Genomic DNA, 25,195 nt, shown 5'->3' with positions numbered 1-25,195 from the left:
TCATTGTTTTTCCTCCAGACGAATAAGACGTCTTTCCATTTCACCTTCTTCCAATTCATCTAGACCTTCAACATTTAGTGCATGTACAATAAAGTAATCTTCACCTACCTCAGTAGTTACTGTACCTGGTGTCAATGTTATTGAATTTGCATAAATGGTTTTGATTAGTGGATTTTTGACACTTACTTTAATCTTACGACATGTGGGTTTAATTGGCAATGATGTTTTCCAAATACGACGTGCAACATCAATGTTAGTAAGAAGAACTTGCCAAACAAGCCAAGCAAGATAAGAAAGAAATTCTATAGAAAATAACATACGAATTGGAGCATTATCGTTGCGATCCATACGACTAACTAACCATGTAACCAGAATTATAGATGCAAGACCAAGAGTCAGCAATAATATACTGGTGTGGCCGGATAATAAAAACCAAAATAGGGCAAGGACAAAAGCTAAAATAAAATAATACCTAGTTGTCATTATAATTTTTTACTCCTCAATATTAAATTTTTTACAATATTTGAACGTTTTATGGGCATAAAAAGCCTGTTTGTTTTTTTGTTATAATTAGTTAAGACTTTTTTAAATCTTAACTTTATATCTTCTGATTAGAATTATATTGCTATATTTTTTACACTAGGCAAAATGACTAATAAGCCCTATTAATACAAAACTAGATACTACTAAGATAGCCATCTTTATAACAATTCCCATAATTAATCCTTTAAAACTGACTTTTAGAGTTGTAAATATATCAAGATAGTGTCAATTTTAATATGGTATATTCATTAACATTTTCTTGACAATTTTTAATTTAATGGAAAAACTTACTTCTAAAAGGTTTATATTAGATAACATTTACAGTGTTAAGGTGAATAGATTGTATTTAAATTATAAATTGTAAAAAAAGACTCTTATAATAAATATTAAAAGTGATAAAATAAGTGAAATGAGTACTTAGTTTTTATTGATAAACTTGTATCCTATTCCCCATGCTGATTTAATATATGTGGGATTTTTAGGGTCATCATTTATTTTATACCGTATATTACTAATATGTGTGTCTATAGTTCTATTTTTAGTATCTTTTTTTAAAGAGGTTTGATTGACAATATCTTCTCTAGAAACTACTTTATTAATATTAGAGATAAACATAAAAAATATTTCTGATTCAATTTTGGTAAATTCTATTTCTTGATTTTCCAAAAATACCTTATTTTTACGCATGTCTATTATTAAATCGGCAATTTTAAGTTCTTTGTTATTTTTATATATTTTTTCTTTGTCATTTTCATATCGTTTTAATATTGCATCAATTCTTAACACCAATTCTCTTGGCTCATAAGGTTTTGATAGATAGTCAGCAGCACCTAACTCAAACCCATAGATTTTATTACCAATATCATCCCTTGCTGTTGATATTATTATTGGTATATCTCTAACTTCTTTTAATTTTTTAAAAAGATCAAATCCATCCATTTTTGGAAGACCCAAATCTAAAATGACAATAGCATACTTGAAATGATTTTCTTCAAAATCTTTTAATGCTTCTACTGGTTCTGAATATACTTTACAAACGTAGTCATAGGATTTTAGAAAATTACTTATAAGTGTTTGAAGTTCTAAATTATCTTCTATCAAAAGTACATTTTTTATATTCAATTATTCTACCTCTTTTTCGAAACTCTCTTTAAACAAAAAAATTCAAGTTAACTTGAAAATAATGAAGGGTTCTAAATTCTTACTTTTGCTTGAACTATTTAAACTTTTAAATAGTTTATTAATCCTATATGATTCATTTTAAATATATATACAGTTTCTTAAGCACTAAAAGTTAGAATACTTAAGGAAATAAAAAAATTACAATTATAGAAATTAACTTTCAAAGAACTATCTTAATGGTAAATTTCATAACAAATTCTTTCAATCTATAAATATATCAATATAATGTCAATTTTAGTATGATATATTTTTTGACATTTTCTTGACAATTATTGATTTAATGTGAGGTTCGTTCATGTCTTCATCTTTTATATTGAAAAATATAGAGAATGATGTTTTTGTAATTAAGAGATATCTACTTTTTTAGTATTTTAATATTGTTTAAAATTTTTACTGCAATTATAGTTAAAATTGTTCCAATAATTATTGAAAATGTCACTTCTTCTTTTAAGAATATTGCACTAAGTGTAATAGCTGCAAAAGGAACTAAAAATATAAAAGTACTAACTTCGCTAGCTCCTAACTTTTCAACTCCTAAAAAATAAATTGTATTTGCAAAAGTTGATGCAACAATTGATAAACAAAGCATGTTTATCCAAAAAAGTGAATCAAGTTTTTCATATTCTATTGTTGTTAAGTCCACAAAGAATATAAGATTTAAGATACAAGTTACAATATATAAATATAATGTAAAAACTATAGGTGAAACTTTAGTCGCCTTTGAACTAAGTATTGTAACAAGTGGCCAAAGAACTGAAGCTAAAATAAAATATAGATTATGGATAACAAATATTTCTTCAGATTTAAAAGACCAAACATTTAACATCGTCATAACTCCAATTGCTCCAAGAGCAAGGGCAAAACTATCTTTTTTTGAGATTTTTTTACTTCCTAATATAGCCATTATTAAAAAAGTGTTTATAGGGATTAAACTAGTTACAAAGGCACCACCTAAAGAGGCTGTACCAAATTTTGTACCTAAATAAAAATATTTCATATATGTAATCATGGCAATAGATGTTAATATTACAAAGAAAAAAGCTTTTAAGTTGATTTTAAATGATTTTCTTAAAATTAAGATTATAGGAATCATTGTAATAGCAGTAATAAAAAATCTAAAAAACATAGTTTCAAACTCATTTAAATAGTTACTTAAAATTTTTATATTAACCCAAGAACCACCCCATCCAATCATGGCGAAAAAAAGTAAGATATAGAATATATTTTTGTTTGTATTTGTCATAATTTATTTCTTTCTAGTTTGAATGACGAAGTATATATTAAAATAAAAGTTACTTATAGAATAATATTGCTATTTTTTTGTAAATAAGATGGTGTATATCCAAAATACTTTTTAAAATTTCTAGAAAAATGTGATTGGTCATTAAAACCAACTTGAATACTTGCTTCACTTATAGAAAGACCATTTTGAATAAGTTTATTTGCACGGTTTAATCTTTCGTTTATAATAAAAGCATGTGGAGTTAAGCCAAATTCTTTTTTAAACAATCGTAAAAAATGATATTTGCTAAGGTTTACATTTGAAGCTAATGATTCTAAGGTAAAGTTTGTATCAATAGAGTCATTTATTAGTTCATATGTATTTTTGATGATTTTTTTATCTTCAAAAATTTGTTTACAATTTTTTGTATAAATTGTAGATGTAAGTATTAAATTTGAAAGAGCATCTATTAAATTACTTTCAATTAACATATCATCATCTTTTTTAAAATAGGCATCAAAAAAATTATGCAGCTTTAAAAATAGTATTTTATTATCTACTATATGTCTTTCAAAATAGGGGATTTTTTTTTCATTGAAAATTTGTTCATATAGATTTGACATCATTTCAACAGTAGGATAGAAATTTACGTGAGACCATTCTTTTGACTTTCCTGCATGTACTTCTCCTGGATTATTTATACGAATTGAGTATTCATATGAATCATAACTCTGATTTGCATTAAATGATTTTAAAACGCCTTTGTATGTTAATCCTACAGTATAAGTATCATGATAATGTCTAGTAAAATCTTCACTTGAAAAACTTACATTTTCAAATAGTATGTTGTTTAATAAAGGTGACATGATTTATTATAGCAAAATATAATATTTAAAAATAGAATAAAATTGCTATTGTAGAAAGTTTTAAAGAATTTTTTCTAAAGCTTTTTTAATAAATTCTGGGTCTGAAAAATGATCAATCTTTGCTGAAAAGTTTCCTTTTTTATCAAACAAATATATATATGAAGTGTGAGATACAGAATAGTCCATTTTAGAACCCTCTAAATATACTTTTTCATAAAAAGTGCCATATCTTTTTGTAATATCATCTATATTTTCTTTATTTGAAGTTGCACCTAAAAAGTTTTTATGAAAATATTTACTATATTCGTCTAAAGTTTTAACTGTATCTCTTTTAGGGTCAACACTTATAAATAAACCTCTAAATTTATTTTGTTTTTCTTGACTAAAAGTATTTAGAGCTTGCGCTAAAGAACTCAATGATGTAGGACAAACATCTGGGCAGTAAGTATATCCAAAGTATATTCCTAAGGCTTTATCTTTGAAACTTTCTTTTGTTAATTCACCTTTTGAACTTGTAACATTAAAAGAGTATTTTTGTTTTTCTTTATATTCATTTATAAAAGGCTGAAGAAAATATATTGCTATAGCTGCAATGACAATAGATATTAGAAATGTAGATATTTTTTTCATTTTATTTTTCCTAAAATTGAAATCTTGCCCCTGTAATATTAAATAAAGATGATTTTTGAACTTCAGCATTCCAATGCATTCCACCAATTTTACAAGCAGGTAATGTACTTGATACTTCGAACGAACCATCAGTTTGCTTTTCTAGTGGAAGTTCTACTGTTCCCATATTCATATTTGTTGCATAAATTTTTAATGATAAGTCTTTAATAGAACTATCAGAACTTCTTACTTTAAATTTTATTTTTTCCATTATAGGAATATTTCTTGGGAAAACTTCCAAAATAACTTTTGAACCATCTTCAATTATCACCTCACAAGGGCCTTTCCGTAAATTACAATCTTTATTCTGCTCTACAAATTGACCTTCTCCTTGTATTTTTTTTTGCAATACTTTAAAGTCTATTAAGAAATATCCAGAAACAAGTGATAATACAAGTATAATTTGTGAAATAAGAGTTGTTGATTTTTTCATTTAGTTTTTATTTATGATCCATCTTCATATTACTATGGTCCATTTTCATTCCCTTATGCATTTTCATTCCACCCATTACACTTTTAACAGGAATTGAAACTTCAATTTTTTCATTATTTGAAAAGATTAGAGTTAAGTTAACTTTTTGATCTGTAGTTAACGGTTTTTTCTTAAGTCCAAGAAGCATAACATGAAAACCACCTGGTTTAAGAATAGTTTTTGAATGTGCTTTAATTTCAATTTTTGGAACTTGATACATTTTCATCATTCCATTTTTCATTTCATGTGTATGTAACTCAGCAACATTTGAAATTGTAGTTTTAACATCAATAAGAGAAATATCAGAAGAAGATGGATTAGAAATAGTCATAAATGCAGCAGAGTTGGGCAGTCCTGGAGGAGTTGCTCTTGCGTAAGCATCTTTAATTTCAATATTTGATGCAAATAATGATGCAACACAAAGGAATAATCCTACAAATAGTTTTTTCATAATACAGGCCTTAATTAAATTTTACTGTATTGTAATCAAGACCTGTTAAATATATGTTAATTTTTTGCTCTAAGTATTAAAAGCACTCCAATAACAGCTGCAATGAATGAAGCTGCGAATACTCCAAGTTTTACTGCTGCAATGATTTCTTCGTCTAAGAAGGCTAAGTGAGTGATAAAAATAGACATAGTAAAACCAATTCCGGCAATAAACCCGACAGCTAGAATTTCACTCCATGAAATATCATCTGGTTTCTTTACTATATTTAGTTTTGTTGCAAGATATGTAAATCCTAAAATACCTAGAGGTTTCCCAATAACTAATCCTAAAACTACCCCTAAAACTATCATGATATTTGCTGAAACTGTTGAAAAGTCAATTAAAACTCCTGCATTAGAAAAGGCAAATAAAGGCATGATGAAAAATGCTGAAAGACCATGTAAATTATGTTCTAATCGTACTAAAGGATTTTGAACTTTATCATAGTTATAAGCAATATTTTCAAGATTATGGATTTGATGACCATTTAAAACTGGAACATTATCTATATTATCTTCAAATTCTTGAATATCTTTTTTAGAATCTTTAATAAAATTTCTTTCATCTATTTTAGATTTAATAGGAATTGCAAAAGCTAATAAAACACCTGCAATTGTTGCATGAATTCCTATTGCATGTATATAAACCCAAAGAAGAATTCCAAGTAATAAATAAGGTAATAGTTTAGTTACTCCTCTTATATTTAGAGCCCAGATTATTGCATAAATTATCCCTGCATGTAAAAAGTATTGTGTTTGAATATCACTTGTATATACAAAAGCAACTACAGAAACAGCACCTAAATCATCTATTACGGCAAGTGCAACAAGGAAAACTTTTAGAGAAGTGTTAACTCTATTTCCTAAAAGCATCAATATCCCAAGTGCAAAAGCAATATCAGTAGCCATAGGAATACCAAAACCTAATGGATTTTCAGGATTTAAACCTACATAAATAAGTGCAGGAATTACCATCCCTCCAACGGCAGCTATTAATGGAAAGGTAGCTTTTGAAACTGTTGAGAGTTCACCAATCATCATTTCTCTTTTAATTTCAAGTCCAACCATTAAAAAGAATAAAGCCATAAGTCCATCATCAATCCAATAGGTTAATGTCATAGAAATAGATAATTCTCCTAAGTTAATACCTAAAGGCATATGCCATAAGTCATAGTATATTTGACCTAATGAAGAATTTGCAACAATTACTGCTGTAACAGTTGCAATAAAAAGTAGAATACCACTTAGGGATTCCTTATTGATAAATTTCTCTAAAGTTATCAAGTGTTTAATCATGAGTTTTACTCCACATAAAATAGTATAAAATAAAGTTTGTTAGTTTTAAAAACACAATTTTTTATAGACAGTTAGGACAAATTCCTTTAATTATAATATTGTCTATTTGATGATCTTTTATGTCAATATTTAGATTCTCATGAATACATTCTATAGATGAACATAAATTACAGATAAAGTGAGAATGCTTTGTTTTTTGTACCTCATAATATCTTTTTTTGTCATTTGATTCAAAAGAATTTATAATTCCTTCTTCTTCAAACTTTGTAATGTTTCTATAAAATGTTGCTTTATCCATCGATAGGTTATCTTTAATATCTTCATAGCATAAGGGCTTGTTCGAATTTATTAAAACTTCCAAAATCGCACGTCTAGCAGTGGTAAGTTTTATGTTTTTTGATATATTTTCTAAATCCATATTTTGATTATATCTATTTAAATTTAAAAGAAAATTTGAGTTTAAAAATTTAGTCTTGCAATTAAGTTGCATTTTATTTAAAATTGATTAGAATTCCAAAATGCAATCAAGTTGCAAAAAAATTAAAAGGATATATATAATGAAGAAAATTTTATTAATTTTATTAGCTCTTTCAAGTTTTTTACTTTCTAAAGAAGTAACCGTAAGTATCACTCCTCAAAAATATTTTGTACAAAAAATAGCACAAGATAAAGTTACAGTAAATGTGATGGTTAAACCTGGTTTTTCTCCTGCAACATATGAACCAAAAGTTTCTCAAATGAAAAAACTATCAAGTTCAGAAGCTTATTTTTCTATTGGAGTACCTTTTGAAAGTGTATGGTTAGAAAAGTTTAGACATGCAAATGAAAAAATGCTTTTAGTTGATACATCAAATGGTATAGAAAAAATTGAAATGGAAGAACATGTACACCATGAAGATGAAGAAAAACACGAAAAACATGAAGATGAAAAACATAAGCATCATGAACATGAAGAACATGCCCATCATGATAAAGAAGCACATGAAGAACATGCACACAATGAAGAAAAACATGAAAAACACGCTCATCATGAAGATGAAGAAAAACATGAAGAACATGAAAAACATGAACATGGTGGTTTAGACCCACATATTTGGTTAGATCCTATTTTAGTAAAAGTACAAGCAAAGAATATTTATTCGGCATTAGTAAAAATAGATATTGAAAATAAAGAATTTTATAGAAAAAATTATGAAAGTTTTTTAAATGAATTAGATTCTTTAGATAATAAATTAGAAACAATTTTAAAACAATATGAACATAAAGCATTTATGGTATTTCATCCATCTTGGGGATATTTTGCCAAAAGATATGATTTAGAACAAATTGCTATAGAAGTTCAAGGTAAAGAGCCAAAACCAGCGCAACTTGTAGAATTAGTAGAAGAAGCAAAAAAACATAATATAAAAATAGTTTTTGTATCTCCTCAATTTTCTCAAAATGGAGCTAAAACTATTTCTAAGAGTATAAATGGTAATGTTGCGATTATCAATCCATTAGCAGAAAAATGGGATGAGAATCTAATTAAGGTAGCAAAAGAGATTGCAAAAACATATAAGTAAAATATTTATACTTTTAACACTTTTTTCGTACACTCTTTATGGGTGTACCTTGTGTACTATTTATTCTCCTGAGACAAAAGTTTCAATATCAATTGAAGCAACAAATAAGACAATAAAGACTGCAAACATTACTTGGGTTTTAACCAAAGAGTTTACAGAACAACTAAAACAAATCTATGATAGAAACCAGAATAACTATTTAGACAAAAGGGAACTAGAACCAATTCAACAGTCTCTTTTAGATTATATTGAAGAGAAAAATTTTCTAACACATATCTCTTATGATAAAATAATTGATAAAAAAAATTCAAATGAAATAATTGTAAATAAATATAAAACATATATAAAAAACTCTCTTTTACATTTTACTTATGAACTTAAACTTGATTATGATGTTGTTAATGATAATGCTCTGTATATAAATATCGATGATGATGAAAACTACTTTATTTTACTACTAGCAAAAAATGCAATAAAATTTAATGCTCCTTTTGAAATCTCAAAAGTTCAAAAAAGACAAAGTGTTGTTTTTTATATAAGTGGTAGTGTACAAAATCTTGAACCAGAACCAGAAGAATTAACTAGTAAAGAATTAGTAGAAGTAAAAAAAGAAGAGACTCTTTTAAGTAATTTCTCTAAAAAAGTAAAAGAATATCTTGTAAAAATAGAACAAGGAGATAATCTTGCTCTTCTTATTCTTTTAGGTATTTCATTTGTTTATGGAATAATTCATGCTTTAGGTCCTGGACATGGAAAATCATTGGCTTTTTCATACTTTGTAGCAAATAAAAGTTCTTATATCAAAGCATTTTGGGTCTCTCAATTAAGTGCTTTTATTCATATTATTGGAGCTTTAATATTAGTTGTAGTTTCTGTTTTTGTTCTTCAGTCAATATTAAACAATTTTGTAAATGATTCTGTAGAAATCTTGACAAAAGTTTCTGCTGTATTAATTATCCTTTTAGCTATGTATATTTTATATAATAAGCTGAAAAATAAAAGTTGTGCTTGTAGTTCATGTTGTTCTGCTAGTGAAAATACAAATGCAACTTGGAGTGTAAATAAACCAGTAAAAACAAATAGTTTAAAACCAAGATTTATGAAACAAGATTTATATTTTGTATTAACTGCTGGACTTATCCCTTGTCCTGGAACTGTTGTATTGTTTATTTATGCTTTTGTTTTAAAAACATATTTTGCTGTTCTTTTGGCTTCAATATTTATAAGTTTAGGTATGGGATTAGTTATTTTTGCATCTTCTTTTTTAGGAGTTAGTGTTAGTAAATTATCTAGTAGGTCACATTCAATCACTAACTTTTTAGAGATTCTAGCTCCTGTTGTTATGTTTATTTTAGGTATATTGTTATTTTTAAATGCAAATATTATCTAGGGAAAAAGGAATTTCATGATAGATTTTATATCTATATTAAAAGAGCATCTTCCAAAGTTCCAAAAGGTTTTAGAACTTGGAAGTAATAAAGGTGACGACTTAAAACTTTTAGATGAATATTATGAAGTAATTGCAAGTGAAGATGAAAAAGTTAAAACTAGATATTTAAAAGATACTTTCATTGATATACGTGTAATTTTAGTTGATAAAATTGAATTAGATTTGCAAAAGAAATTTGATTGTATATTTTCAAATGAAAAGCTTGATAAATATAGTTTAGCAGAGATAGAACTCTCTTTTGAGAATCAAAAAAAATTATTAAATAAAGATGGAATAATTTTTCATATTTTTGATTCTTCAAATATAGATAGAGAAGAAGTTTTAAAAACTATAAAAGAAAATTATATTCTTTTAAAAAATAAAGAGATAGATAATAAGTTTTATATTTTAGCAAGAAAAAAAAGCTAGATTAATTTTCTAGCTTTTTAAACTCTTTTATAATTTCTTCTATAGGTTCACTTCCAACAGAAATTCTGATTAAATCAATAGGTAATCCAATTTCTTTTAAAAATCTATTTCCATCTTTACAAACTATTAAATCATAATGAGCTAAATATGTATAAGGCATAAGAAGAGTGAACTCTGTTCCTAAACTAGGACCTTTCGCAAAGTTTAGTTTGTCATATACTTCTTCTATATTTTTATTAAAAGTTACAGATACAACTCCTGTATATGAGTTGTCATCAATCATAGTTTGCGAATAATTTTCTTTATTTTCTTCACTTAAACAATAATAGATTTTATCAATATATGAACATGATTTAAAATACTCTACCAACATTTTTGTATTAGAACTGATTTTTTTAATTCTAGTTTTATAATCTTTTATTTCTAACGCTAGTCTTTGTATATCTTTTATATAAACGCATTCACAGTGTTTGAAAAATTCTGTTGTCATGTGTGATAGATTATGTTTTTTATTTAAAATTATTGCACCCATCAGAACATCTGCATTTCCACAAGCAAATTTTGTAAGTGATTCTACAAAAATATCAGCATAATCTTTTAAGTCTAGATTATATGGTGTTGCGAATGTAGTATCGATTACTAAAGGTATATTATATTTATCACAAAGCTTTCGTAATCTCTTTATATCTACACTTGTAAGAAGTGGATTTGTTGGAATTTCTGTAATAATTGCAGTAATACTAAACCCATACTCCTCTAAATACTCTTCAAGTAAATCTAGATTTGTAATATCTGGGAAAACTTTTTGTCTATCAAAATGATGATTTACTATATTCATAGTATCCAGATATAGCCATCCAAATTGAACTAAAATATTTCTTCCATTGTGACTTTGAATTGAATTTAGTCCTCTCACAATTGAATAAATAGCATTCATCCCTGAAGGTGCTAAACATATATTTTCTTTTGGTTGTTCGTAAGCACTTGCTAAAGTACTGATTATTATATCTTTGGCTTTTGTTTTATCTTCAAGTTCTTCTTCATGTAAAGAGATTATTAAACCCTCTTTATAAAGATACTCTTCTGCTAGTCTTGAAGATAGATTACATCCAACATGTTGAATATACATTAATACTTTTTGAAGTTGACATGTTCCATTTCGAACTAAAATTACACCAAAAGGTTCATCTATTTCTATTTTGTTATGAATAAAATATTTATCACTTACAAGTGCAACTGCTTTTTGTGAACTCAATAGAACTACTTCATAATCATCACAAACTTGATATTTCTTTTTTATAAAAAGTCCCAGTTGTTTTAAATATGGATGTAATATAAATCTTGGATAACCACTTTTGATTTTTTCTAGAATCTCAGGTGTTTGTTCTTCATAATCTATTACATCTTGAATAGTTGGCATTGAAACAGATACTGCATGTACATTGTTTATTGGCAGCGTTTCTCCACATTCTATTGGTTCAAAAAAGTTTTTAATCATTGTTTATTTAACAGCTTGTTTAATATCTTCAATTAAGTCTTCAACATTTTCTAAACCAATTGAAAATCTAACTGTAGAATCTGCTATTCCAATAGCTGCTAATTCTTCTTTAGAAAAAGTTGCATGTGAGATTTTTGCAGGTATTTCCACTCTTGAATCTGGACTTCCAAAAGAACATTTTTCTCCAAAAATCTTAGTATCTTCAATAAACTTTTCAGCTAGTTCAACACTATTAAAATCAACACAAAATAGTCCTGGAATATAATCCATTTGCTTTTTAGCTAACTCATGTTGAGAATGAGATTCTAAACTTGGATGAGTTACTTTTATTATGTAATCTTGTTCTTCTAAGAAGTTTGCAATTGCGATTGAATTTTTTTCATGTTCTTGCATTCTAACTTTTAGAGTTGGAATACCAAGAGTGATTAAATACACATCCATAGGGTTTTGACTTCGTCCACCTGCATTTGCATAATAGTGAATTTGTTCAGATAGTTCTTTTGTTTTTGCAACAATTGCACCAGCAACAACTGCTCCATGACCTGATATATATTTAGTAGTTGAAAATAAAGAAAAATCAGCTCCTAGGTCAAGAGGTCTTTGAGATATAAATGTTGCTAAAGAGTTATCAACTGCAAATAATGAATTGTACTTATGTGATAGATTTGCAACTTCTTCTAAGTCTATAATTTTTAATCCAGGATTTGTAGGACTTTCACAAAGTACTAAATCTATAGGATTGTTTTTTAGAATCTCTTCCATTTTATCAAACTCTAAAAAGTCTGCAAAGTGAACAGTTACATTGTACTTTTCTTTAAATATTTTTAACAATCTAAATGTTCCACCATAACAATCTGCTTCAACTAAAATGTGAGAATTTGCTTTTAATACGGTTTCAAAAAGTAAGGCAACAGAAGCAATGCCTGTATGTGTACATACACAACCAGCTCCATTTTCCACTTCTGCAAATAGATTTTCTAACATTTCTCTTGTAGGATTATCACTTCTTGTATAGTCATATATTTTATCACCAGATTGTTTTTTTAAATCAAATGTCCCAGTATTATAAATAGGAAAATGAGAAGCTCCTGATTGTTCTTCAAACGGAGCAAATTTTGCAATATGGCTTAGTGATGTTTCTATATGTTTATTATTCATAAAAATCCTGTATTTTTAACGGGATTATAGCTAATTTTTTATAAGAGTAAAAATCAATAAAAATTAAGTATTAAAAAAACTTATAACAAAAAAAGAAGATTTTTTTTTGTATAGTTTATAGATAAAAATTTAAAAAAGGAATATTGTGATTTCAAGACGAAAATTTATTTACTCATCGTCACTAGTAACTATGGGCTTAGCTTTGAATCTAAATGCAAAAAAATTAAATAAATATAAAGAAGAAACAATGAAGTTTTATATGCCAGAAGAATCAGAACCTCATAAAAGAACATGGATATCTTTTGTTACAAATGATTATATATGGTCAAAAAAACAAATTCCAGAAGTAAAAAGAAATTTAGCTTTAATTGCTAAAACTATAGCAAAATATGAACCTGTAAATGTAATGGTTAGTAAATACGATAAAAAAGATGCTCTTAAATTATTTGGAGATTTAAAAGTATATAACTATCCTATAACTTTAATAGAAAAAGATCTTGATGATTTATGGCTCAGAGATACAGCTCCTGTGTTTGTATATAATCAAAGTAATGATAAGTTAGGAATTGATTTTAATTTTAATGGTTGGGGTGAAGACCAAGAATATAGGCTTGATTCTGAAGTTGCTTCTTTTATAACAAGACATGAAGGATTAGAAGTTTTAAATACAAAACTTACTTTAGAAGGTGGATGTTTTGAAGTAGATGGTAAAGGTATTGCAATTTTAACTGAAAGTTGTATTTTAAATGATAATAGAAATCCAAATATAACTAAAAAAGAAGTAGAAGAAGAGATGAAATATCTTTTAGGATTAGAAAAGATTATTTGGTTAAAAGGGATAAAAGATAAAGATATAACAGATGGTCATACAGATTTTTATGCAAGGTTTATTAAACCTGGAGAAATTGCAGTAGCATATGAACCATATACTAAATCCTATGAACATGAACTAACAAAAGAAAATATAAAAATACTAGAAAATGCTACAGATTTAAATGGAAACAAATTTGAATTAACTATTTTAAAAAATCCACAAGAAATAAATGAAAAATATGGAGTTGAAGATTTTGCAGCAGGATATATAGGTTACTATGCTTGTAATGGTGCAATCATTATGCAAAGTTTTGGTGATGATTTTGCTGATAAAAAAGCAAAGAAAATTTTACAAAAAGCGTATCCAAATAGAGTAATTGAACAAATTAGAATAGATGGTATTGCTTCTGGTGGAGGAAGTATTCATTGTGCAACACAACAAGAGCCAATTGATAAAGTATGAGAGTTAAATAGAACAAAATTAAATTTTTATCTTTTTTAATATAAGACATTTCTTATCTTATTTTGATATTGTTTCTAAAATAGATAAAAAGAAAATATTATGAAGTTAGATGAATTAAAATTAAATGTAGATTATTTTCAATTTGATGAGAGTCTTTTTCAAAAGCTAGCTGCTCAACCTTTAAACAATCCTCATCTTGTATCTTATAGTAAAAGTGCCTGTGATTTAATAGGGCTTGATTATGAGGAATGTGAAAAAGAAGATTTTGTAAAATTTATAAATGGTGAAAAAGTTTTAGACGGAAGCCAACCATATTCTATGGTCTATGCAGGACATCAATTTGGATATTTTGTTCCACAGCTTGGAGATGGAAGAGCTATAAATCTTGGAAGTGTAAATGATTGGCATTTACAGACAAAAGGTTCTGGTTTAACACGTTATTCAAGACAAGGTGATGGAAGGGCTGTATTAAGGTCTTCTATTAGAGAGTTTATTATGAGCGAAGCTATGCATTCCCTTGGTATTCCAACTACTAGAGCTTTAGCTTTAATTGGTTCTTCTCATAAAGTATTTAGATCTTATGAAGAAGTTGAAACTGGTGCTGTTGTTATGCGTATGTCTCCTTCTTGGATTAGAGTAGGAACATTTGAGTTTTTTGCTAAAACAAAAGATTCAAAGAAAAATTTAACACAATTAGCAGACTATGTAATAAAACAATCATATCCACATCTAGAAAATGAAGAAAACAGATATGAGAAAATGTTTTATGAACTTGTTGATAACACAGCAGAACTAATAGCCAAATGGCAAGTTTATGGTTTCATGCATGGTGTTATGAATAGTGATAATATGTCAATGGCTGGACTAACAATAGATTATGGTCCATATGCTTTTATGGATATTTTCGAGAAGCATAATATTTGTAATCATACGGATGTTGAAGGAAGATACTCTTACAACAATCAACCTCATATAGCTGGCTGGAATCTAGAAGTTTTAGCAAATGCTTTAAAAGATATTTGTGATTTTGAAAAACTTATGAGTTATTTAGAGACTTTTATTCCTCAGCATATAAAAGTATATTTAGAACTTATGAACAAAAGAATAGGCTTAGATGAAAGTTTAAGTGGAAATTCAAATTTAGATTTAATTATTGAATTATTAGGAAGTTTAGAGAGTGCAAAATGTGACTACAATTGTTTCTTCTATGAATTAACTAAAATTAAAAGCTTAGAGGAGGTATCAGCTATTACTGATATTTGTGTATTTAGAGAACCTATTATTAAATGGCTTAAAGAGTATAAGAAAGTAATAAAAGAACAAAATCAAGATTTCAAAATAATGCAAAAATTGATGAAAAAAATAAATCCAAAATATGTTATCAAAAACTATATGCTTCAAGAATCAATAGATAATGCAAAAGAGGGTGATTTTAAATTGGTAAATGATTTATTAAATATTGCTCAAAATCCATTTGATGAGCATAAAGAATTTGAGAGGTATTCAAAACCAACACCTGCAGAACATGCTAATTTAAGATTATCTTGTTCTTCTTGATGAAATAAATTAGGTATATAAAGTATACCTAATTTATTTTTCTAGTTTTTTATTGTATTGATTTATAGCTGTAATTAGTTTTCTCTCTGTCTCTTCTTTTATTCTAACTGGTTGATTATTTTCATTTAAGCATTCAGCAATATGATTAGTTGAAATTCTAATAGTTGCAGTATAAGTCTTTTCTTTGTATTCAAAGATAGCATTGAAATAATTTTTTGGTACTACTTCTGCATTTCTTTTAACTGCAATATCATCTTTATTAACTGGTCTAATTTCTAATATCTTCATTTTTTTCTCCATAGTTTCTTAGCTGTTATTCTATTATAATGAAGATTAATACAATGAAGCTTTAATTATTTTTAAAATCAAAGCTATCATTATTTTTATTTATAGGGAACAATAAATTCTATTGCAACGTCTGAAAAAGACTTGTTTTGATGAAGTGCTCCACATTTTTTAGCAAATGCCATAAATGAACTTTTCATATCAAAATCTAAAATATCAATGACACCTTTTGCTATGATTTTTCCATCTGTCATTTCATATGCCATTGGAACTGATTTTATAACTTTATTCATCGTTACATTTAAAGTTAAACTTTTTTTCATTTCATTTACTTCAGAAATACTTCCTTCTATAATCTTTGCTGTTGCAAGAGAAAAAAGTGTTGAGGTAATATTTAGATTTCTACCTGGATTCTTTGATTCAAGAGAACTAGATTTTATAGTTACCATAGAACTTTTTAAAAAGGTACTTAAGTCATCAGATGATTTGATATCTAATTTAATATCATTAAATGTACCAGAAACAGGAGCTTTTTTTTCTGTTTTATATCCAGTCCATTTTACCCCTAACTCTCCGTTTAGTTCATATGCATTTATACTTGAGATTAATCCAAGAGATAGAACTATTGCAAATAAAGTTTTTTTCATGATAAATCCTTTTATCTATTTATGTAAATTATAATTTACATAAATTAATTTAATATTAGCTGACAATAAGAATTTAGATTATCATTATTATTTAAAAATGATAAATGAAAAACTAAACATAAGCTTTGTATAAAAAAACCTCAAAAATAATATTTAGTTTCTATACACTACCCTAAAATGTTAGTGAATGGAATATAAGTTTAGAAATTAGGAACAAATTATAGATCTTATTACTGAAGACCATAAAATATATATTGAAGTATTAGGATGTGCTCACTCTGTTACTGTACTCAAAAGAAAAAACTAAATTATGAGTACTAAATGATATCAACTTTGATTTAATTAACTTAGATAGATTAATAAGAACTAATCCTCAAACTCTATTTTATCTATATCAATTAACATACTTTTAATATATTGGGTCAGAATATAAGTTTGATTTTTTTACTTTTTTAACATCTATTCCATATGTTGAGCTAATTTCTTTTACTATTTCTATGAACCATTCTGGAGCTTTTGGGCATATATGTATAAAATCTATTAAATCATTAATATTTTGAATGCTTATATTGATACCTTTTTTCTCATTTTCTTTAAGATTAAGCATTTCATTTATATCTTGTGTTATTACTCTTACTTCTTTTTCATGTTCAAATGACTTTCTTTTATAAATGTAAGGTGTATACATAAAGTTTTCAGAAATTACATCTTTATTGTAATCTATATATTTTACATAGGTAATTGTTACATTATTTGGAAGAGCTTCTTTTAGCTTTTTAAAACTAGTTTCAATTGCAATTGACTCATTTGTTTTAGTGTATAGTTCCCACATTGCAGCTGACTCATGCTGATTTGAATGCCAACAATTTATATATGTCCATTTCCTTAGTTCTTTATATGTGTCAGTAAATGAATCTGCTGGTAATCCATACTCAAAAAGCTTTTTGTCAGTTCTTTCTCTTATTTCTAAGTTTTTTTCTGGGAAAGAGCCTTCAAAAATATCTTCAAAGGTATCTGCTCTTGCAAGAAAAAGATTTTTTGAAGAAATCATTGAAATAAACTTTGTAAAATCCATATATCTCCATAGTCTTGCATTTTCATCTTTTGGTAAGATAATGTTTTCTAATTTAATGTCTGCAGCCAAAATATATCCCTTTGGTTAAACGTAAATCATAAGGACTTACTTTATTTAATATGAGGCTTTACTGCCTCTACGATTTTATACATATCTTTTGCTTTTTTTGCAAAATCTTATTTATTTAAATCAATATCTTTAAGTATTTTTGTTAATTCATCTTTTAACGCTAAACCTCTTTTTGTATCAATTCGATGTATGATTTTACATAAAAATATCCAAATAATATATTATGACTTGACTTATATATTAAAAAGATACAACAGATAAACTAGACTATTAACTCAACACAAGTATAATTTGTTTGCTTTTAAAAAGTAACTAAATTACGCTAAAAGTTAGTAATTATTTTGCATACTTATATTTTTCAAGCCGTTATACACTTTTCTCACATAATTTTAATGTAATATTTGAGTAATTTAAAAATTTGACTGACCGTCGGTCAAATTTAAGAATTTCTTAAGAATATATAAACTATACTTCAATTATATAAATGACCGACGGTCAGTCAAAAAATATTTAATTAGATTTTTTGTAAATTGAAAGGAGTGAAATGAGTCCTAGAAAAGTTAACAAAGAAGAAAAAAGAAGAGAGGTTGCACTTGCATGTTTTGATTTAATCCATGATGGAGGAATGAAAAAACTTACAGTTGCACAAGTTGCTAGAACGGCAGGCATAGGTAAGGGTACTGTATACGAATATTTTGAAAATAAAGAAGATATTATTTTTGAAATAATAAATATGCATATAGAACATCATCATAATCAATTTTTAGAAACTATTAAAGATGTAAAAACAATCAGAGAAAAAATTTATCACTTTTTTGATTTTGTTATGAATGATAGTGAAGAAAATATAAAACATTTTAATGGTTATAGAGAATATTTATCAATAGTTTTATCAGATGAAAATGAAAATATGTGTAACTTCAATGATAAATGTAATGATTTTTTTAAAGAGCAATTAAAAATGATGATAGAAGAAGGGATTTCAAATGGTGAACTTCAAGAACTATCTAGAAATTTTATTGATGGAATTATGATTTTTGAAAAAGGCGTTGTTTTAATGAAGATGACCCAAATAAACTTTGATGCTAAAAAGTCATGTGAGGATTTCTTAGGAAACTTATTTGATTTGATTGAAGTGAAAAAATGATAAACCCAAAATTCAGAAGATTGACATTTGCTTTTTTTATGTCTTTATTTATGAGTTTTATAATGAGTATGGTAATTACGTTTATTAACCTTGGGTTAGTAGATGGATTTATTTTAAAATGGATGGAAGCGTTTATAAAAGCTTTTATTTTTGCCTTCCCAATAGTATTTATAGTTGCACCAATAGTGCATAATATAACAGATAAATTAATAATCAAGGAATAAAAATGTTAAGAAAATTAATAGCAGTTTCTTTATTTGCTATTTCAGCTTTTGCGATGGGTGGACCATCTTTAGTTGAAACTACAAAACTAGTAAAAGGTGAAGTAAACCCTTTACAAGAGTTTATTGGAACACTTAATTTTGATAAAAAATCTATGCTTGCAGCACAAAATTCTGGAGTAGTAAAGTCAATCAATTTCGAAATTGGTGATAAAGTTAAAAAAGGTAAAACAATAGTACAAATTGATGCAGATGTTTTAAATGCACAAATTAAAGCAGTACGTGCAAATCTAAAAGTAGCAAGAGATGAACAAAAGAATTCTTCAAAAGACTATTTAAGATATAAAAAACTTTTAGAATCAAAATCAATTACACAAAAAGAGTACGATGATGCATTGCTAAAATTAAACTCTTCTTCTGGAAATGTAAAAGCTTTAGAAGCAAATTTAAAAGAACTACAAATCCAAAGTTACAAAAAAAGTATCAAGGCACCTTTTACTGGTGTAATAGTTGAAAAAAATATCAACTTAGGTGAATGGGTAAGTGCAGGAACTCCTGTTGCAAAAATCGTTGATACAACTAAAGCAGAATTTATTTTTAATATACCTCTAAATGTAGTAAATGGTTTAAAAATTGGAGATATATATGATGTTAATGTTGGGGATAAAAGTATTTCTTCTACTTTAAGTGCGATTATTCCAAATGGAGATAAGTTAACTAGAACATTTCCTGTAAAACTTGTTGCAGATATAAAAGATGTTTTTGTATTTGATGGACAACAAGCAAAGGTGAGTTTATCAAAAAATGGTAAAAAAGAAGCATTACTTTTACCTAGAGATTCAGTTATAAAAAGATTTGGACAAAATGTAGTATTTTCAATAGATGATAAGATGTTAGCGCAAATGATTCCTGTTCAAATTGTTGGGTTTGATGGAACTAAAACTGCTGTATCTGGTCAAGGATTAGTACCTGGTATGGATATTGTTTTAAAAGGAAATGAAAGAGTTTTCCCTAATTCACCAGTAAAAATTATAAATAAGTAAAGATAGCTCGCTATCTTCTTTAGGATTTGTTTCTTTAAATGGAATTTATTTCCATTGTCAAAAGAAATTAAAAATAAAAAGGTTCCCTTCAAATTAGGGAACAATTTAAAGGAATATAAAAAATGGATTTAATTAAATTTTCGATTAAAAACCCAGTTACAATAATAGTATCAGTTTTAATCGTTGTATTGTTTGGGTTTTTATCTCTTACAAAACTACCATATCAATTAACTCCTTCTGTAACAAAGCCTGAAATCAAGATTACAACTACTTGGGCAGGAGCAACTCCCTATGAGATTGAGCGAGAGATTATAGAAGAGCAAGAAGATGCATTAAAAAGTTTAAATAATTTAATAGAATATGAATCATCTTCAAAGGATAATTACGGTGAAGTTACTTTAACTTTCAAACTAGGTACTGATATTAGGGCAGCTTTACAAGATGTATCAAATAAACTAAATGAAGTTAGTTCTTATCCTGATGATGTAGATGAGCCTATTATTGAAACAGCAACGGCAAGTCCTGTTATTTGGATGATGCTTCAAACGGAAGATTCAAATACTAGACATATTGATGAGTATAAGACTTTCTTTGATGATGAAATTGTACCTACAATTAAAAGAGTTGATGGTGTAGCTGGAGCAATGACAGCAGGTGGTCGAGACCAAGAGATGCAAATTGTATTTGATACAAATAAATTAGCTTCTTATGGGCTTACTATTTCACAAGTGATTAATATCTTACAAAGTGAAAATGTAGATGTTGCTGCAGGTATTCAAAATATAGAAAGACGTGCATATAGAATTAGAACTGTTCATAAATTTGCTTCAACTAAAGATATTGAAAATACTATTTTAATTTCTAATAGAGAACAAAGAGTAACTGTCGGTGATATTGCAAAAGTAGACTTTGGTTATGAAACAGCAAATTCAGTTGCTATGTTCTTAGGAAAAGATGGAATGTTCTTAGGAGTTCAACCAAACTCTACTGCTAACCTTGTTAAATTAACAAATGATGTAGAAAAAGTTGTAAATGAGTTAAATGATACTATTTTAAAAGATAAAAAACTTAAAATGCAATGGATATATGATCAAAGACCATATATTGTTGGTTCAGTTGATTTAGTTCAACAAAATATCATGATAGGTGGTCTTTTAGCAGTTGTTATTTTAATTTTATTTCTAAGAAGTGTTTCTCCTACAGCTGTTGTATCTGTAGCTATTCCTATTTCTATTATTGGTACATTTATAATTTTAGAGACTATGGGAAGAAGTTTAAATACTATCTCTTTAGCTGGTATTTCTTTTGCCGTTGGTATGTTAGTTGACTCCGCCATTGTTGTATTAGAAAATATTGATAGACATAGAAAAGAAGGTATGAGTGTTAGTGAAGCTGCGTATGTTGGAGCGAGTGAAGTTTGGGGAGCATTAATTGCTTCGGCACTTACAACTATTGCAGTATTCTTACCAATTGTATTTTTACAAGATGAAGCAGGACAACTGTTTAAAGATATAGCTATTGCAGTAACAGCAGCAGTTACTTTTTCTTTATTTGTTTCTATTTCAGTTATTCCAATGCTTTGGAAAACATTTGCTGGTATTTCAAAGAAAGAGCCAAAGGATGCTGGATCATTAGCAAAATTTGGTGAGAAGATTGTAAATCTAATTATGTCTATTGTAAATCTATCTTTAAAAAATGTATTAACAAAAATAGTGACAATAACACTGCTTGCATCAATTTCAGTAGGTATTATCGTTCAATTAGAGCCAAAAAGAGATTATTTACCACAAGGAAATAAGAACTTAATTTTTAATATTCTTATTACTCCTCCAGGTCTTTCATATCAAGAAAGATATGATATGGGTGCATACTTGATGAAAGAAGTTGAACCATATGTAAATAAAGATGTTGGAGATATTCCAGGATTAAATAGAGTATTTTTTGTTTCTTTTGGAGATTTTAATCTTTTTGGTGGAACTTCTATGCATGAAGATAGAGCAAAAGAGACTATCCCAATGTTTAGACCTATTGTAAACTCTTTACCGTCTGTTATTGGTATTCCTTTACAATCAGGTGTATTTGAAGATGGTATTGGAGAAGGAAATACGGTAAATGTTGATATAAGTTCTGAAAAAATGGAAGACATTGCAAATACAAGTATGCAACTCTTTGGTGCAATTATGCAAACTACAGGAATTCAACCGCGACCGGTCCCATCTTTTGAGTTACTTTATCCAGAAGTTAAAATTACACCAAATCAGGATGCACTAAAAGCACTTGGTATGAGTTCACAAGATTTAGGTCTATCTATTGATATTTTAATGAGTGGTAGAAAAATTGGCAATTTTGAACAAGATGGAAAAAAGAAAATTGATTTAGTTTTAAAAGCAGATGATAATTTAATAAAAACTCCTGAAGATATTATGTCTTCACAGATTGCATTACCTAATAAATCTTTAGTCCCTATTTCATCTCTTGCCTCATATAGTAATTCAGCAGGTATTAGTGAAATCAGACATTTAGATGGTAAAAGAACTATTACTCTTCAAGTAACACCTCCTGATGATAAAACAATTGAAGAAGTAATGAAAACAGTTAGTGGAATGTTAGATGATATGAAATCAAAAGGAGTTATAGCTAATAATATTGAAATTGGAATATCTGGTACAGCTGATAAGTTAGATGAAACGATTGATTTATTGACAGGAAGTTTTTTATTAGCATTATTAGTTATATATTTACTTATGTCATCATTATTTGGTAACTTCCTTTATCCTTTAGTTATTATGTTTACTGTTCCTCTTGCTACAGCAGGTGGTTTTATTGGTTTATGGTTAACGAAAAATTTTGTCCCTGGCGCAGAAGGGCAAACCTTAGATATTTTGACTATGCTAGGATTTATTATTTTGGTGGGTATTGTTGTAAATAATGCGATTCTAATAGTACACCAAAGTTTGAACTATATAAGAAATGAAGGTATGGAACATAAAAAAGCTGTAGTAGAAGCAACTAGAACAAGAATCAGACCAATATATATGTCTTCTATGACTTCAATATTTGGTATGTTGCCTCTTGTTTTAATTCCAGGTCCAGGTTCTGAATTTTATAGAGGTTTAGGTTCTGTAATTACAGGTGGGCTTGCATTTTCAACAATATTTACAATTTTTGTTACTCCTGCATTGTTAATGTTCTTTATTAAATTAGAGCAAAGAATGAATGGTGGAAAAATAAAAGAACCAGTAGATGTTAGTAAAGCATAAGGATTAAAAAATGAATAAAAATATTTTAAAAGTTATACCAGTATTTTTTATTGGACTAAATTTATATGCTTTGGATATAAATGAAGCAGTTGAAATTTCTTTATTAAACAATAATAATTTAAAGAAACAACAATATATTTATGATGAAGCAAAAGAGAATATAAATATTTCAAAAAGCTCATATCAACCAAAACTTGATTTAAGTTATACATATAATGCAAATGCAGAAGATATAAATAGTTCAGGAAAAGATAACTCCAATGCAAGTGCAGTATTATCATATAATTTATTTAATGGTTTAACTGATAAGTACAATTTAAAAAGTTCAGAACAACTTGCAGATACGTCTATGTACAATTATCAAGCAGCTAAATATGATTTAATTTATTCTGTTAAACAATATTATATTACATACTTAAAAAGTTTAAAAAATATTGAAACACAAAACAATGCTTTTAAACTTTTGGAACAACAATATAAAGATTCTGAAAATAGATTTGCACAAGGTTTATTAGCTAGAAATGATTTACTTCAAGTAAATGCTCAAATGCTTCAATCTAAACAAGATTTAGCAAGAGCAAAAGCTGATTCAAAAATTGCTAGATATCAGTTGAAAAACGTACTTGGGGGTTCTTTAGATTCAAATGAAAAAATAAATGACCTTCAAAAAGAAAAAATCATGTTAGAAAACTATAATTTAGAAGAGTTAGATAGTAGAAGTGAAATAAAAGCTGTGAAGATGACTATTGAATCTTTAGTTAGTCAAAAATCTGCAAATAAAGGTAATTATATGCCAAGTGCAGATTTAAGCTTGACATATACAAAATATGGGGATGATGCTTTTTTAGATGTGGATGATTCAAATGTTGATGATCAACAAACTGCAACAATAAATTTAAAATGGAATTTATTTAATGGAGGAAAAGATTCTTCACAAGATATTATCTATCAAAAAAGATTGTTACAGACTAAAGAGGCTTTAGAGGATTTAAAGCTTTCTATTAAACTTCAGTATGAAGAAGCAATAGAGGAATTTGAAGTTTCACAATTAAATTTTGAAACTGCTAAAGTATCTTTAGAACAATCAAATGAAAACTATAAAATAGTAAATAATAGATTTAAAGAAGGATTATCAAGTAGTACAGATTTGATTAATGCAAACTTTTTATTATCTAGTGCAAAACAGAGTTTTGATAATGCTTATTATGATAGGTTTTTAGCAAAGGCGTCGTTAGATAGAATTTTTGAGAAATAGAAGCTTTCTTCTATTTCTTAATCGAAATATTCAAAATCATCATCTTCACTTCCATCTTTTTTTCTATTCTTGAATTTCCACATTGTTTTAAAGTATTTATATGTTTGAAAAGATAGAAGAATAGCTATAAAAAATATTATGATTGAAGTGATTATAAAAATTATTTCCATCATATTTACCTACTTTTTGAATCCTTCATATTTAAATCCAGTATTTCCACTAGACTTTGAACTTTTTTTCTTATTTTTACTGGGTACGTTTTCCACTCCACCAAAAGAATCGAACCATTTAAGTTGTGAAGGAGTATATGCAGTTGATTGACTTTTCTTTGGAGATGACAATGTCATCGTGTTACTAGAAAAATCTGTCTTATCATAAAGTATATATGCAAACAGGATAACTGCAATTCCTACAAGTCCTTTAAAGACTATTCTTGAAATTGTATTTGCTAAGGTTTTTTTCTTTTGAACTTTACGTGATTTACTCATAATTTTAATTATTCCATAAAAATTATTAATTCTTTATAGTATAGATTTTTTAATTTT

26 protein-coding genes are annotated in these 25,195 nt (G+C 27.1%); 10 read left to right on the top strand and 16 right to left on the bottom strand.

All coding sequences use genetic code 11. The features are described 5' to 3' along the window. The 9 genes from BT997_RS08640 to BT997_RS08600 form a co-directional block, all read right to left on the bottom strand. On the bottom strand, nucleotides 1-483 hold the full coding sequence (locus BT997_RS08640; protein ID WP_072681252.1) for a Na+/H+ antiporter subunit E: 483 nt from the start codon (nucleotides 481-483) through the stop codon (nucleotides 1-3). Between the two features lie 477 nt (nucleotides 484-960). After that, on the bottom strand, nucleotides 961-1,665 hold the full coding sequence (locus BT997_RS08635; protein ID WP_072681249.1) for a response regulator transcription factor: 705 nt from the start codon (nucleotides 1,663-1,665) through the stop codon (nucleotides 961-963). A 415-nt stretch (nucleotides 1,666-2,080) separates the two neighbouring features. Then, on the bottom strand, nucleotides 2,081-2,968 hold the full coding sequence (locus BT997_RS08630; RefSeq protein ID WP_072681247.1) for a DMT family transporter: 888 nt from the start codon (nucleotides 2,966-2,968) through the stop codon (nucleotides 2,081-2,083). Between the two features lie 53 nt (nucleotides 2,969-3,021). Then, on the bottom strand, nucleotides 3,022-3,813 hold the full coding sequence (locus BT997_RS08625) for an AraC family transcriptional regulator (RefSeq protein ID WP_083568613.1): 792 nt from the start codon (nucleotides 3,811-3,813) through the stop codon (nucleotides 3,022-3,024). A gap of 60 nt (nucleotides 3,814-3,873) precedes the next feature. Further along, nucleotides 3,874-4,443 carry an SCO family protein gene (locus BT997_RS08620; protein ID WP_072681243.1) on the bottom strand — a complete coding sequence of 190 codons (570 nt, stop codon included), beginning with the start codon at nucleotides 4,441-4,443 and terminating at the stop codon, nucleotides 3,874-3,876. Nucleotides 4,444-4,453: 10 nt separating this feature from the next. Then, nucleotides 4,454-4,915, bottom strand: coding sequence for a hypothetical protein (locus BT997_RS15425; RefSeq protein ID WP_072681241.1), 462 nt, complete (start codon nucleotides 4,913-4,915; stop codon nucleotides 4,454-4,456). A 7-nt stretch (nucleotides 4,916-4,922) separates the two neighbouring features. Then, entirely contained in the window at nucleotides 4,923-5,405 is a 483-nt protein-coding gene (locus BT997_RS08610; protein WP_072681240.1) for a copper chaperone PCu(A)C, read from the bottom strand. A gap of 56 nt (nucleotides 5,406-5,461) precedes the next feature. Beyond that, entirely contained in the window at nucleotides 5,462-6,739 is a 1,278-nt protein-coding gene (gene nhaA, locus BT997_RS08605) for a Na+/H+ antiporter NhaA (RefSeq protein ID WP_072681238.1), read from the bottom strand. Between the two features lie 61 nt (nucleotides 6,740-6,800). Then, entirely contained in the window at nucleotides 6,801-7,157 is a 357-nt protein-coding gene (locus tag BT997_RS08600) for a Fur family transcriptional regulator (protein ID WP_072681409.1), read from the bottom strand. A gap of 139 nt (nucleotides 7,158-7,296) precedes the next feature. On the opposite strand from BT997_RS08600, the gene BT997_RS08595 reads away from it, so the two are divergent. Genes BT997_RS08595 through BT997_RS08585 form a run of 3 tightly spaced genes read left to right on the top strand, consistent with a single transcriptional unit; the run spans nucleotide 7,297 to nucleotide 10,159 of the window. After that, on the top strand, nucleotides 7,297-8,301 hold the full coding sequence (locus tag BT997_RS08595; RefSeq protein WP_072681235.1) for a metal ABC transporter solute-binding protein, Zn/Mn family: 1,005 nt from the start codon (nucleotides 7,297-7,299) through the stop codon (nucleotides 8,299-8,301). A 49-nt stretch (nucleotides 8,302-8,350) separates the two neighbouring features. Continuing rightward, on the top strand, nucleotides 8,351-9,691 hold the full coding sequence (locus tag BT997_RS08590; RefSeq protein ID WP_174247220.1) for a nickel/cobalt transporter: 1,341 nt from the start codon (nucleotides 8,351-8,353) through the stop codon (nucleotides 9,689-9,691). A gap of 15 nt (nucleotides 9,692-9,706) precedes the next feature. Beyond that, nucleotides 9,707-10,159 (top strand): hypothetical protein, encoded by a 453-nt coding sequence (locus BT997_RS08585; RefSeq protein WP_072681233.1) that lies wholly within the window; start codon nucleotides 9,707-9,709, stop codon nucleotides 10,157-10,159. Between the two features lies 1 nt (nucleotide 10,160). On the opposite strand, the gene BT997_RS08580 is transcribed toward BT997_RS08585, so the two are convergent. Both BT997_RS08580 and BT997_RS08575 read right to left on the bottom strand, forming a co-directional pair. Then, nucleotides 10,161-11,657: a PLP-dependent transferase gene (locus BT997_RS08580; protein WP_072681231.1), complete on the bottom strand. Its 1,497-nt coding sequence runs from the start codon at nucleotides 11,655-11,657 to the stop codon at nucleotides 10,161-10,163. Nucleotides 11,658-11,660: 3 nt separating this feature from the next. Then, entirely contained in the window at nucleotides 11,661-12,815 is a 1,155-nt protein-coding gene (locus BT997_RS08575) for a PLP-dependent aspartate aminotransferase family protein (RefSeq protein WP_072681229.1), read from the bottom strand. Between the two features lie 145 nt (nucleotides 12,816-12,960). Here BT997_RS08575 and BT997_RS08570 point away from each other — a divergent pair, with 145 nt between their 5' ends. Together BT997_RS08570 and BT997_RS08565 are read left to right on the top strand one after the other, a co-directional pair. After that, nucleotides 12,961-14,091 (top strand): agmatine/peptidylarginine deiminase, encoded by a 1,131-nt coding sequence (locus BT997_RS08570; RefSeq protein ID WP_072681228.1) that lies wholly within the window; start codon nucleotides 12,961-12,963, stop codon nucleotides 14,089-14,091. 99 nt (nucleotides 14,092-14,190) lie between these two features. Next, nucleotides 14,191-15,648 carry a YdiU family protein gene (locus BT997_RS08565; protein WP_072681226.1) on the top strand — a complete coding sequence of 486 codons (1,458 nt, stop codon included), beginning with the start codon at nucleotides 14,191-14,193 and terminating at the stop codon, nucleotides 15,646-15,648. 33 nt (nucleotides 15,649-15,681) lie between these two features. Here BT997_RS08565 and BT997_RS08560 read toward each other — a convergent pair whose 3' ends face one another. The 3 genes from BT997_RS08560 to BT997_RS08550 all read right to left on the bottom strand — a co-directional run bounded on the left by BT997_RS08560 (nucleotide 15,682) and on the right by BT997_RS08550 (nucleotide 17,724). After that, a complete protein-coding gene (locus tag BT997_RS08560; protein ID WP_072681224.1) occupies nucleotides 15,682-15,936 on the bottom strand; it encodes a hypothetical protein in 255 nt (84 codons plus the stop codon). A 95-nt stretch (nucleotides 15,937-16,031) separates the two neighbouring features. Then, entirely contained in the window at nucleotides 16,032-16,580 is a 549-nt protein-coding gene (locus BT997_RS08555) for a YceI family protein (protein ID WP_072681222.1), read from the bottom strand. Nucleotides 16,581-16,989: 409 nt separating this feature from the next. Beyond that, complete coding sequence (locus BT997_RS08550; protein WP_072681221.1) at nucleotides 16,990-17,724, bottom strand: DUF2971 domain-containing protein; 735 nt, start codon at nucleotides 17,722-17,724, stop codon at nucleotides 16,990-16,992. Nucleotides 17,725-18,268: 544 nt separating this feature from the next. Here BT997_RS08550 and BT997_RS08545 point away from each other — a divergent pair. From BT997_RS08545 to BT997_RS08525, 5 genes are all read left to right on the top strand, one after another. Beyond that, complete coding sequence (locus tag BT997_RS08545; RefSeq protein WP_072681219.1) at nucleotides 18,269-18,871, top strand: TetR/AcrR family transcriptional regulator; 603 nt, start codon at nucleotides 18,269-18,271, stop codon at nucleotides 18,869-18,871. After that, complete coding sequence (locus BT997_RS08540) at nucleotides 18,868-19,095, top strand: DUF2798 domain-containing protein (RefSeq protein WP_072681218.1); 228 nt, start codon at nucleotides 18,868-18,870, stop codon at nucleotides 19,093-19,095. Before BT997_RS08545 ends, BT997_RS08540 begins: the two co-directional genes overlap by 4 nt. 2 nt (nucleotides 19,096-19,097) lie before the next feature. Next, the gene (locus BT997_RS08535) at nucleotides 19,098-20,135 is read left to right on the top strand and encodes an efflux RND transporter periplasmic adaptor subunit (RefSeq protein WP_072681216.1); all 1,038 of its coding nucleotides are present in this window, start codon (nucleotides 19,098-19,100) and stop codon (nucleotides 20,133-20,135) included. Nucleotides 20,136-20,257: 122 nt separating this feature from the next. Then, on the top strand, nucleotides 20,258-23,395 hold the full coding sequence (locus BT997_RS08530) for an efflux RND transporter permease subunit (RefSeq protein WP_072681212.1): 3,138 nt from the start codon (nucleotides 20,258-20,260) through the stop codon (nucleotides 23,393-23,395). A 10-nt stretch (nucleotides 23,396-23,405) separates the two neighbouring features. Beyond that, nucleotides 23,406-24,650 (top strand): TolC family protein, encoded by a 1,245-nt coding sequence (locus tag BT997_RS08525; RefSeq protein WP_072681210.1) that lies wholly within the window; start codon nucleotides 23,406-23,408, stop codon nucleotides 24,648-24,650. Nucleotides 24,651-24,667: 17 nt separating this feature from the next. On the opposite strand, the gene BT997_RS15555 is transcribed toward BT997_RS08525, so the two are convergent. Together BT997_RS15555 and BT997_RS08520 are read right to left on the bottom strand one after the other, a co-directional pair. Next, entirely contained in the window at nucleotides 24,668-24,820 is a 153-nt protein-coding gene (locus BT997_RS15555) for a hypothetical protein (RefSeq protein ID WP_174247219.1), read from the bottom strand. 9 nt (nucleotides 24,821-24,829) lie between these two features. Then, the gene (locus tag BT997_RS08520; RefSeq protein WP_072681208.1) at nucleotides 24,830-25,138 is read right to left on the bottom strand and encodes a hypothetical protein; all 309 of its coding nucleotides are present in this window, start codon (nucleotides 25,136-25,138) and stop codon (nucleotides 24,830-24,832) included. Nucleotides 25,139-25,195: the final 57 nt, after the last annotated feature.

The sequence above is a fragment of the Arcobacter sp. LA11 genome (genome assembly GCF_001895145.1).
Classification (GTDB): Bacteria; Campylobacterota; Campylobacteria; order Campylobacterales; family Arcobacteraceae; genus Halarcobacter.
Note: the sequence above shows the minus strand (reverse complement) of the source record. Positions and strands in the feature narration are given on the sequence as shown.

Bases quoted from the DNA above. Each gene is read 5' to 3' on its own strand.
- BT997_RS08640 (WP_072681252.1), bottom strand. From the start codon at position 483: ATGACAACTAGGTATTATTTTATTTTAGCTTTTGTCCTTGCCCTATTT.
- BT997_RS08630 (WP_072681247.1), bottom strand. From the start codon at position 2,968: ATGACAAATACAAACAAAAATATATTCTATATCTTACTTTTTTTCGCC.
- BT997_RS08625 (WP_083568613.1), bottom strand. From the start codon at position 3,813: ATGTCACCTTTATTAAACAACATACTATTTGAAAATGTAAGTTTTTCA.
- BT997_RS08620 (WP_072681243.1), bottom strand. From the start codon at position 4,443: ATGAAAAAAATATCTACATTTCTAATATCTATTGTCATTGCAGCTATA.
- BT997_RS15425 (WP_072681241.1), bottom strand. From the start codon at position 4,915: ATGAAAAAATCAACAACTCTTATTTCACAAATTATACTTGTATTATCA.
- BT997_RS08610 (WP_072681240.1), bottom strand. From the start codon at position 5,405: ATGAAAAAACTATTTGTAGGATTATTCCTTTGTGTTGCATCATTATTT.
- nhaA (WP_072681238.1), bottom strand. From the start codon at position 6,739: ATGATTAAACACTTGATAACTTTAGAGAAATTTATCAATAAGGAATCC.
- BT997_RS08600 (WP_072681409.1), bottom strand. From the start codon at position 7,157: ATGGATTTAGAAAATATATCAAAAAACATAAAACTTACCACTGCTAGA.
- BT997_RS08595 (WP_072681235.1), top strand. From the start codon at position 7,297: ATGAAGAAAATTTTATTAATTTTATTAGCTCTTTCAAGTTTTTTACTT.
- BT997_RS08585 (WP_072681233.1), top strand. From the start codon at position 9,707: ATGATAGATTTTATATCTATATTAAAAGAGCATCTTCCAAAGTTCCAA.
- BT997_RS08580 (WP_072681231.1), bottom strand. From the start codon at position 11,657: ATGATTAAAAACTTTTTTGAACCAATAGAATGTGGAGAAACGCTGCCA.
- BT997_RS08575 (WP_072681229.1), bottom strand. From the start codon at position 12,815: ATGAATAATAAACATATAGAAACATCACTAAGCCATATTGCAAAATTT.
- BT997_RS08565 (WP_072681226.1), top strand. From the start codon at position 14,191: ATGAAGTTAGATGAATTAAAATTAAATGTAGATTATTTTCAATTTGAT.
- BT997_RS08560 (WP_072681224.1), bottom strand. From the start codon at position 15,936: ATGAAGATATTAGAAATTAGACCAGTTAATAAAGATGATATTGCAGTT.
- BT997_RS08555 (WP_072681222.1), bottom strand. From the start codon at position 16,580: ATGAAAAAAACTTTATTTGCAATAGTTCTATCTCTTGGATTAATCTCA.
- BT997_RS08545 (WP_072681219.1), top strand. From the start codon at position 18,269: ATGAGTCCTAGAAAAGTTAACAAAGAAGAAAAAAGAAGAGAGGTTGCA.
- BT997_RS08540 (WP_072681218.1), top strand. From the start codon at position 18,868: ATGATAAACCCAAAATTCAGAAGATTGACATTTGCTTTTTTTATGTCT.
- BT997_RS08535 (WP_072681216.1), top strand. From the start codon at position 19,098: ATGTTAAGAAAATTAATAGCAGTTTCTTTATTTGCTATTTCAGCTTTT.
- BT997_RS08530 (WP_072681212.1), top strand. From the start codon at position 20,258: ATGGATTTAATTAAATTTTCGATTAAAAACCCAGTTACAATAATAGTA.
- BT997_RS08525 (WP_072681210.1), top strand. From the start codon at position 23,406: ATGAATAAAAATATTTTAAAAGTTATACCAGTATTTTTTATTGGACTA.
- BT997_RS15555 (WP_174247219.1), bottom strand. From the start codon at position 24,820: ATGGAAATAATTTTTATAATCACTTCAATCATAATATTTTTTATAGCT.
- BT997_RS08520 (WP_072681208.1), bottom strand. From the start codon at position 25,138: ATGAGTAAATCACGTAAAGTTCAAAAGAAAAAAACCTTAGCAAATACA.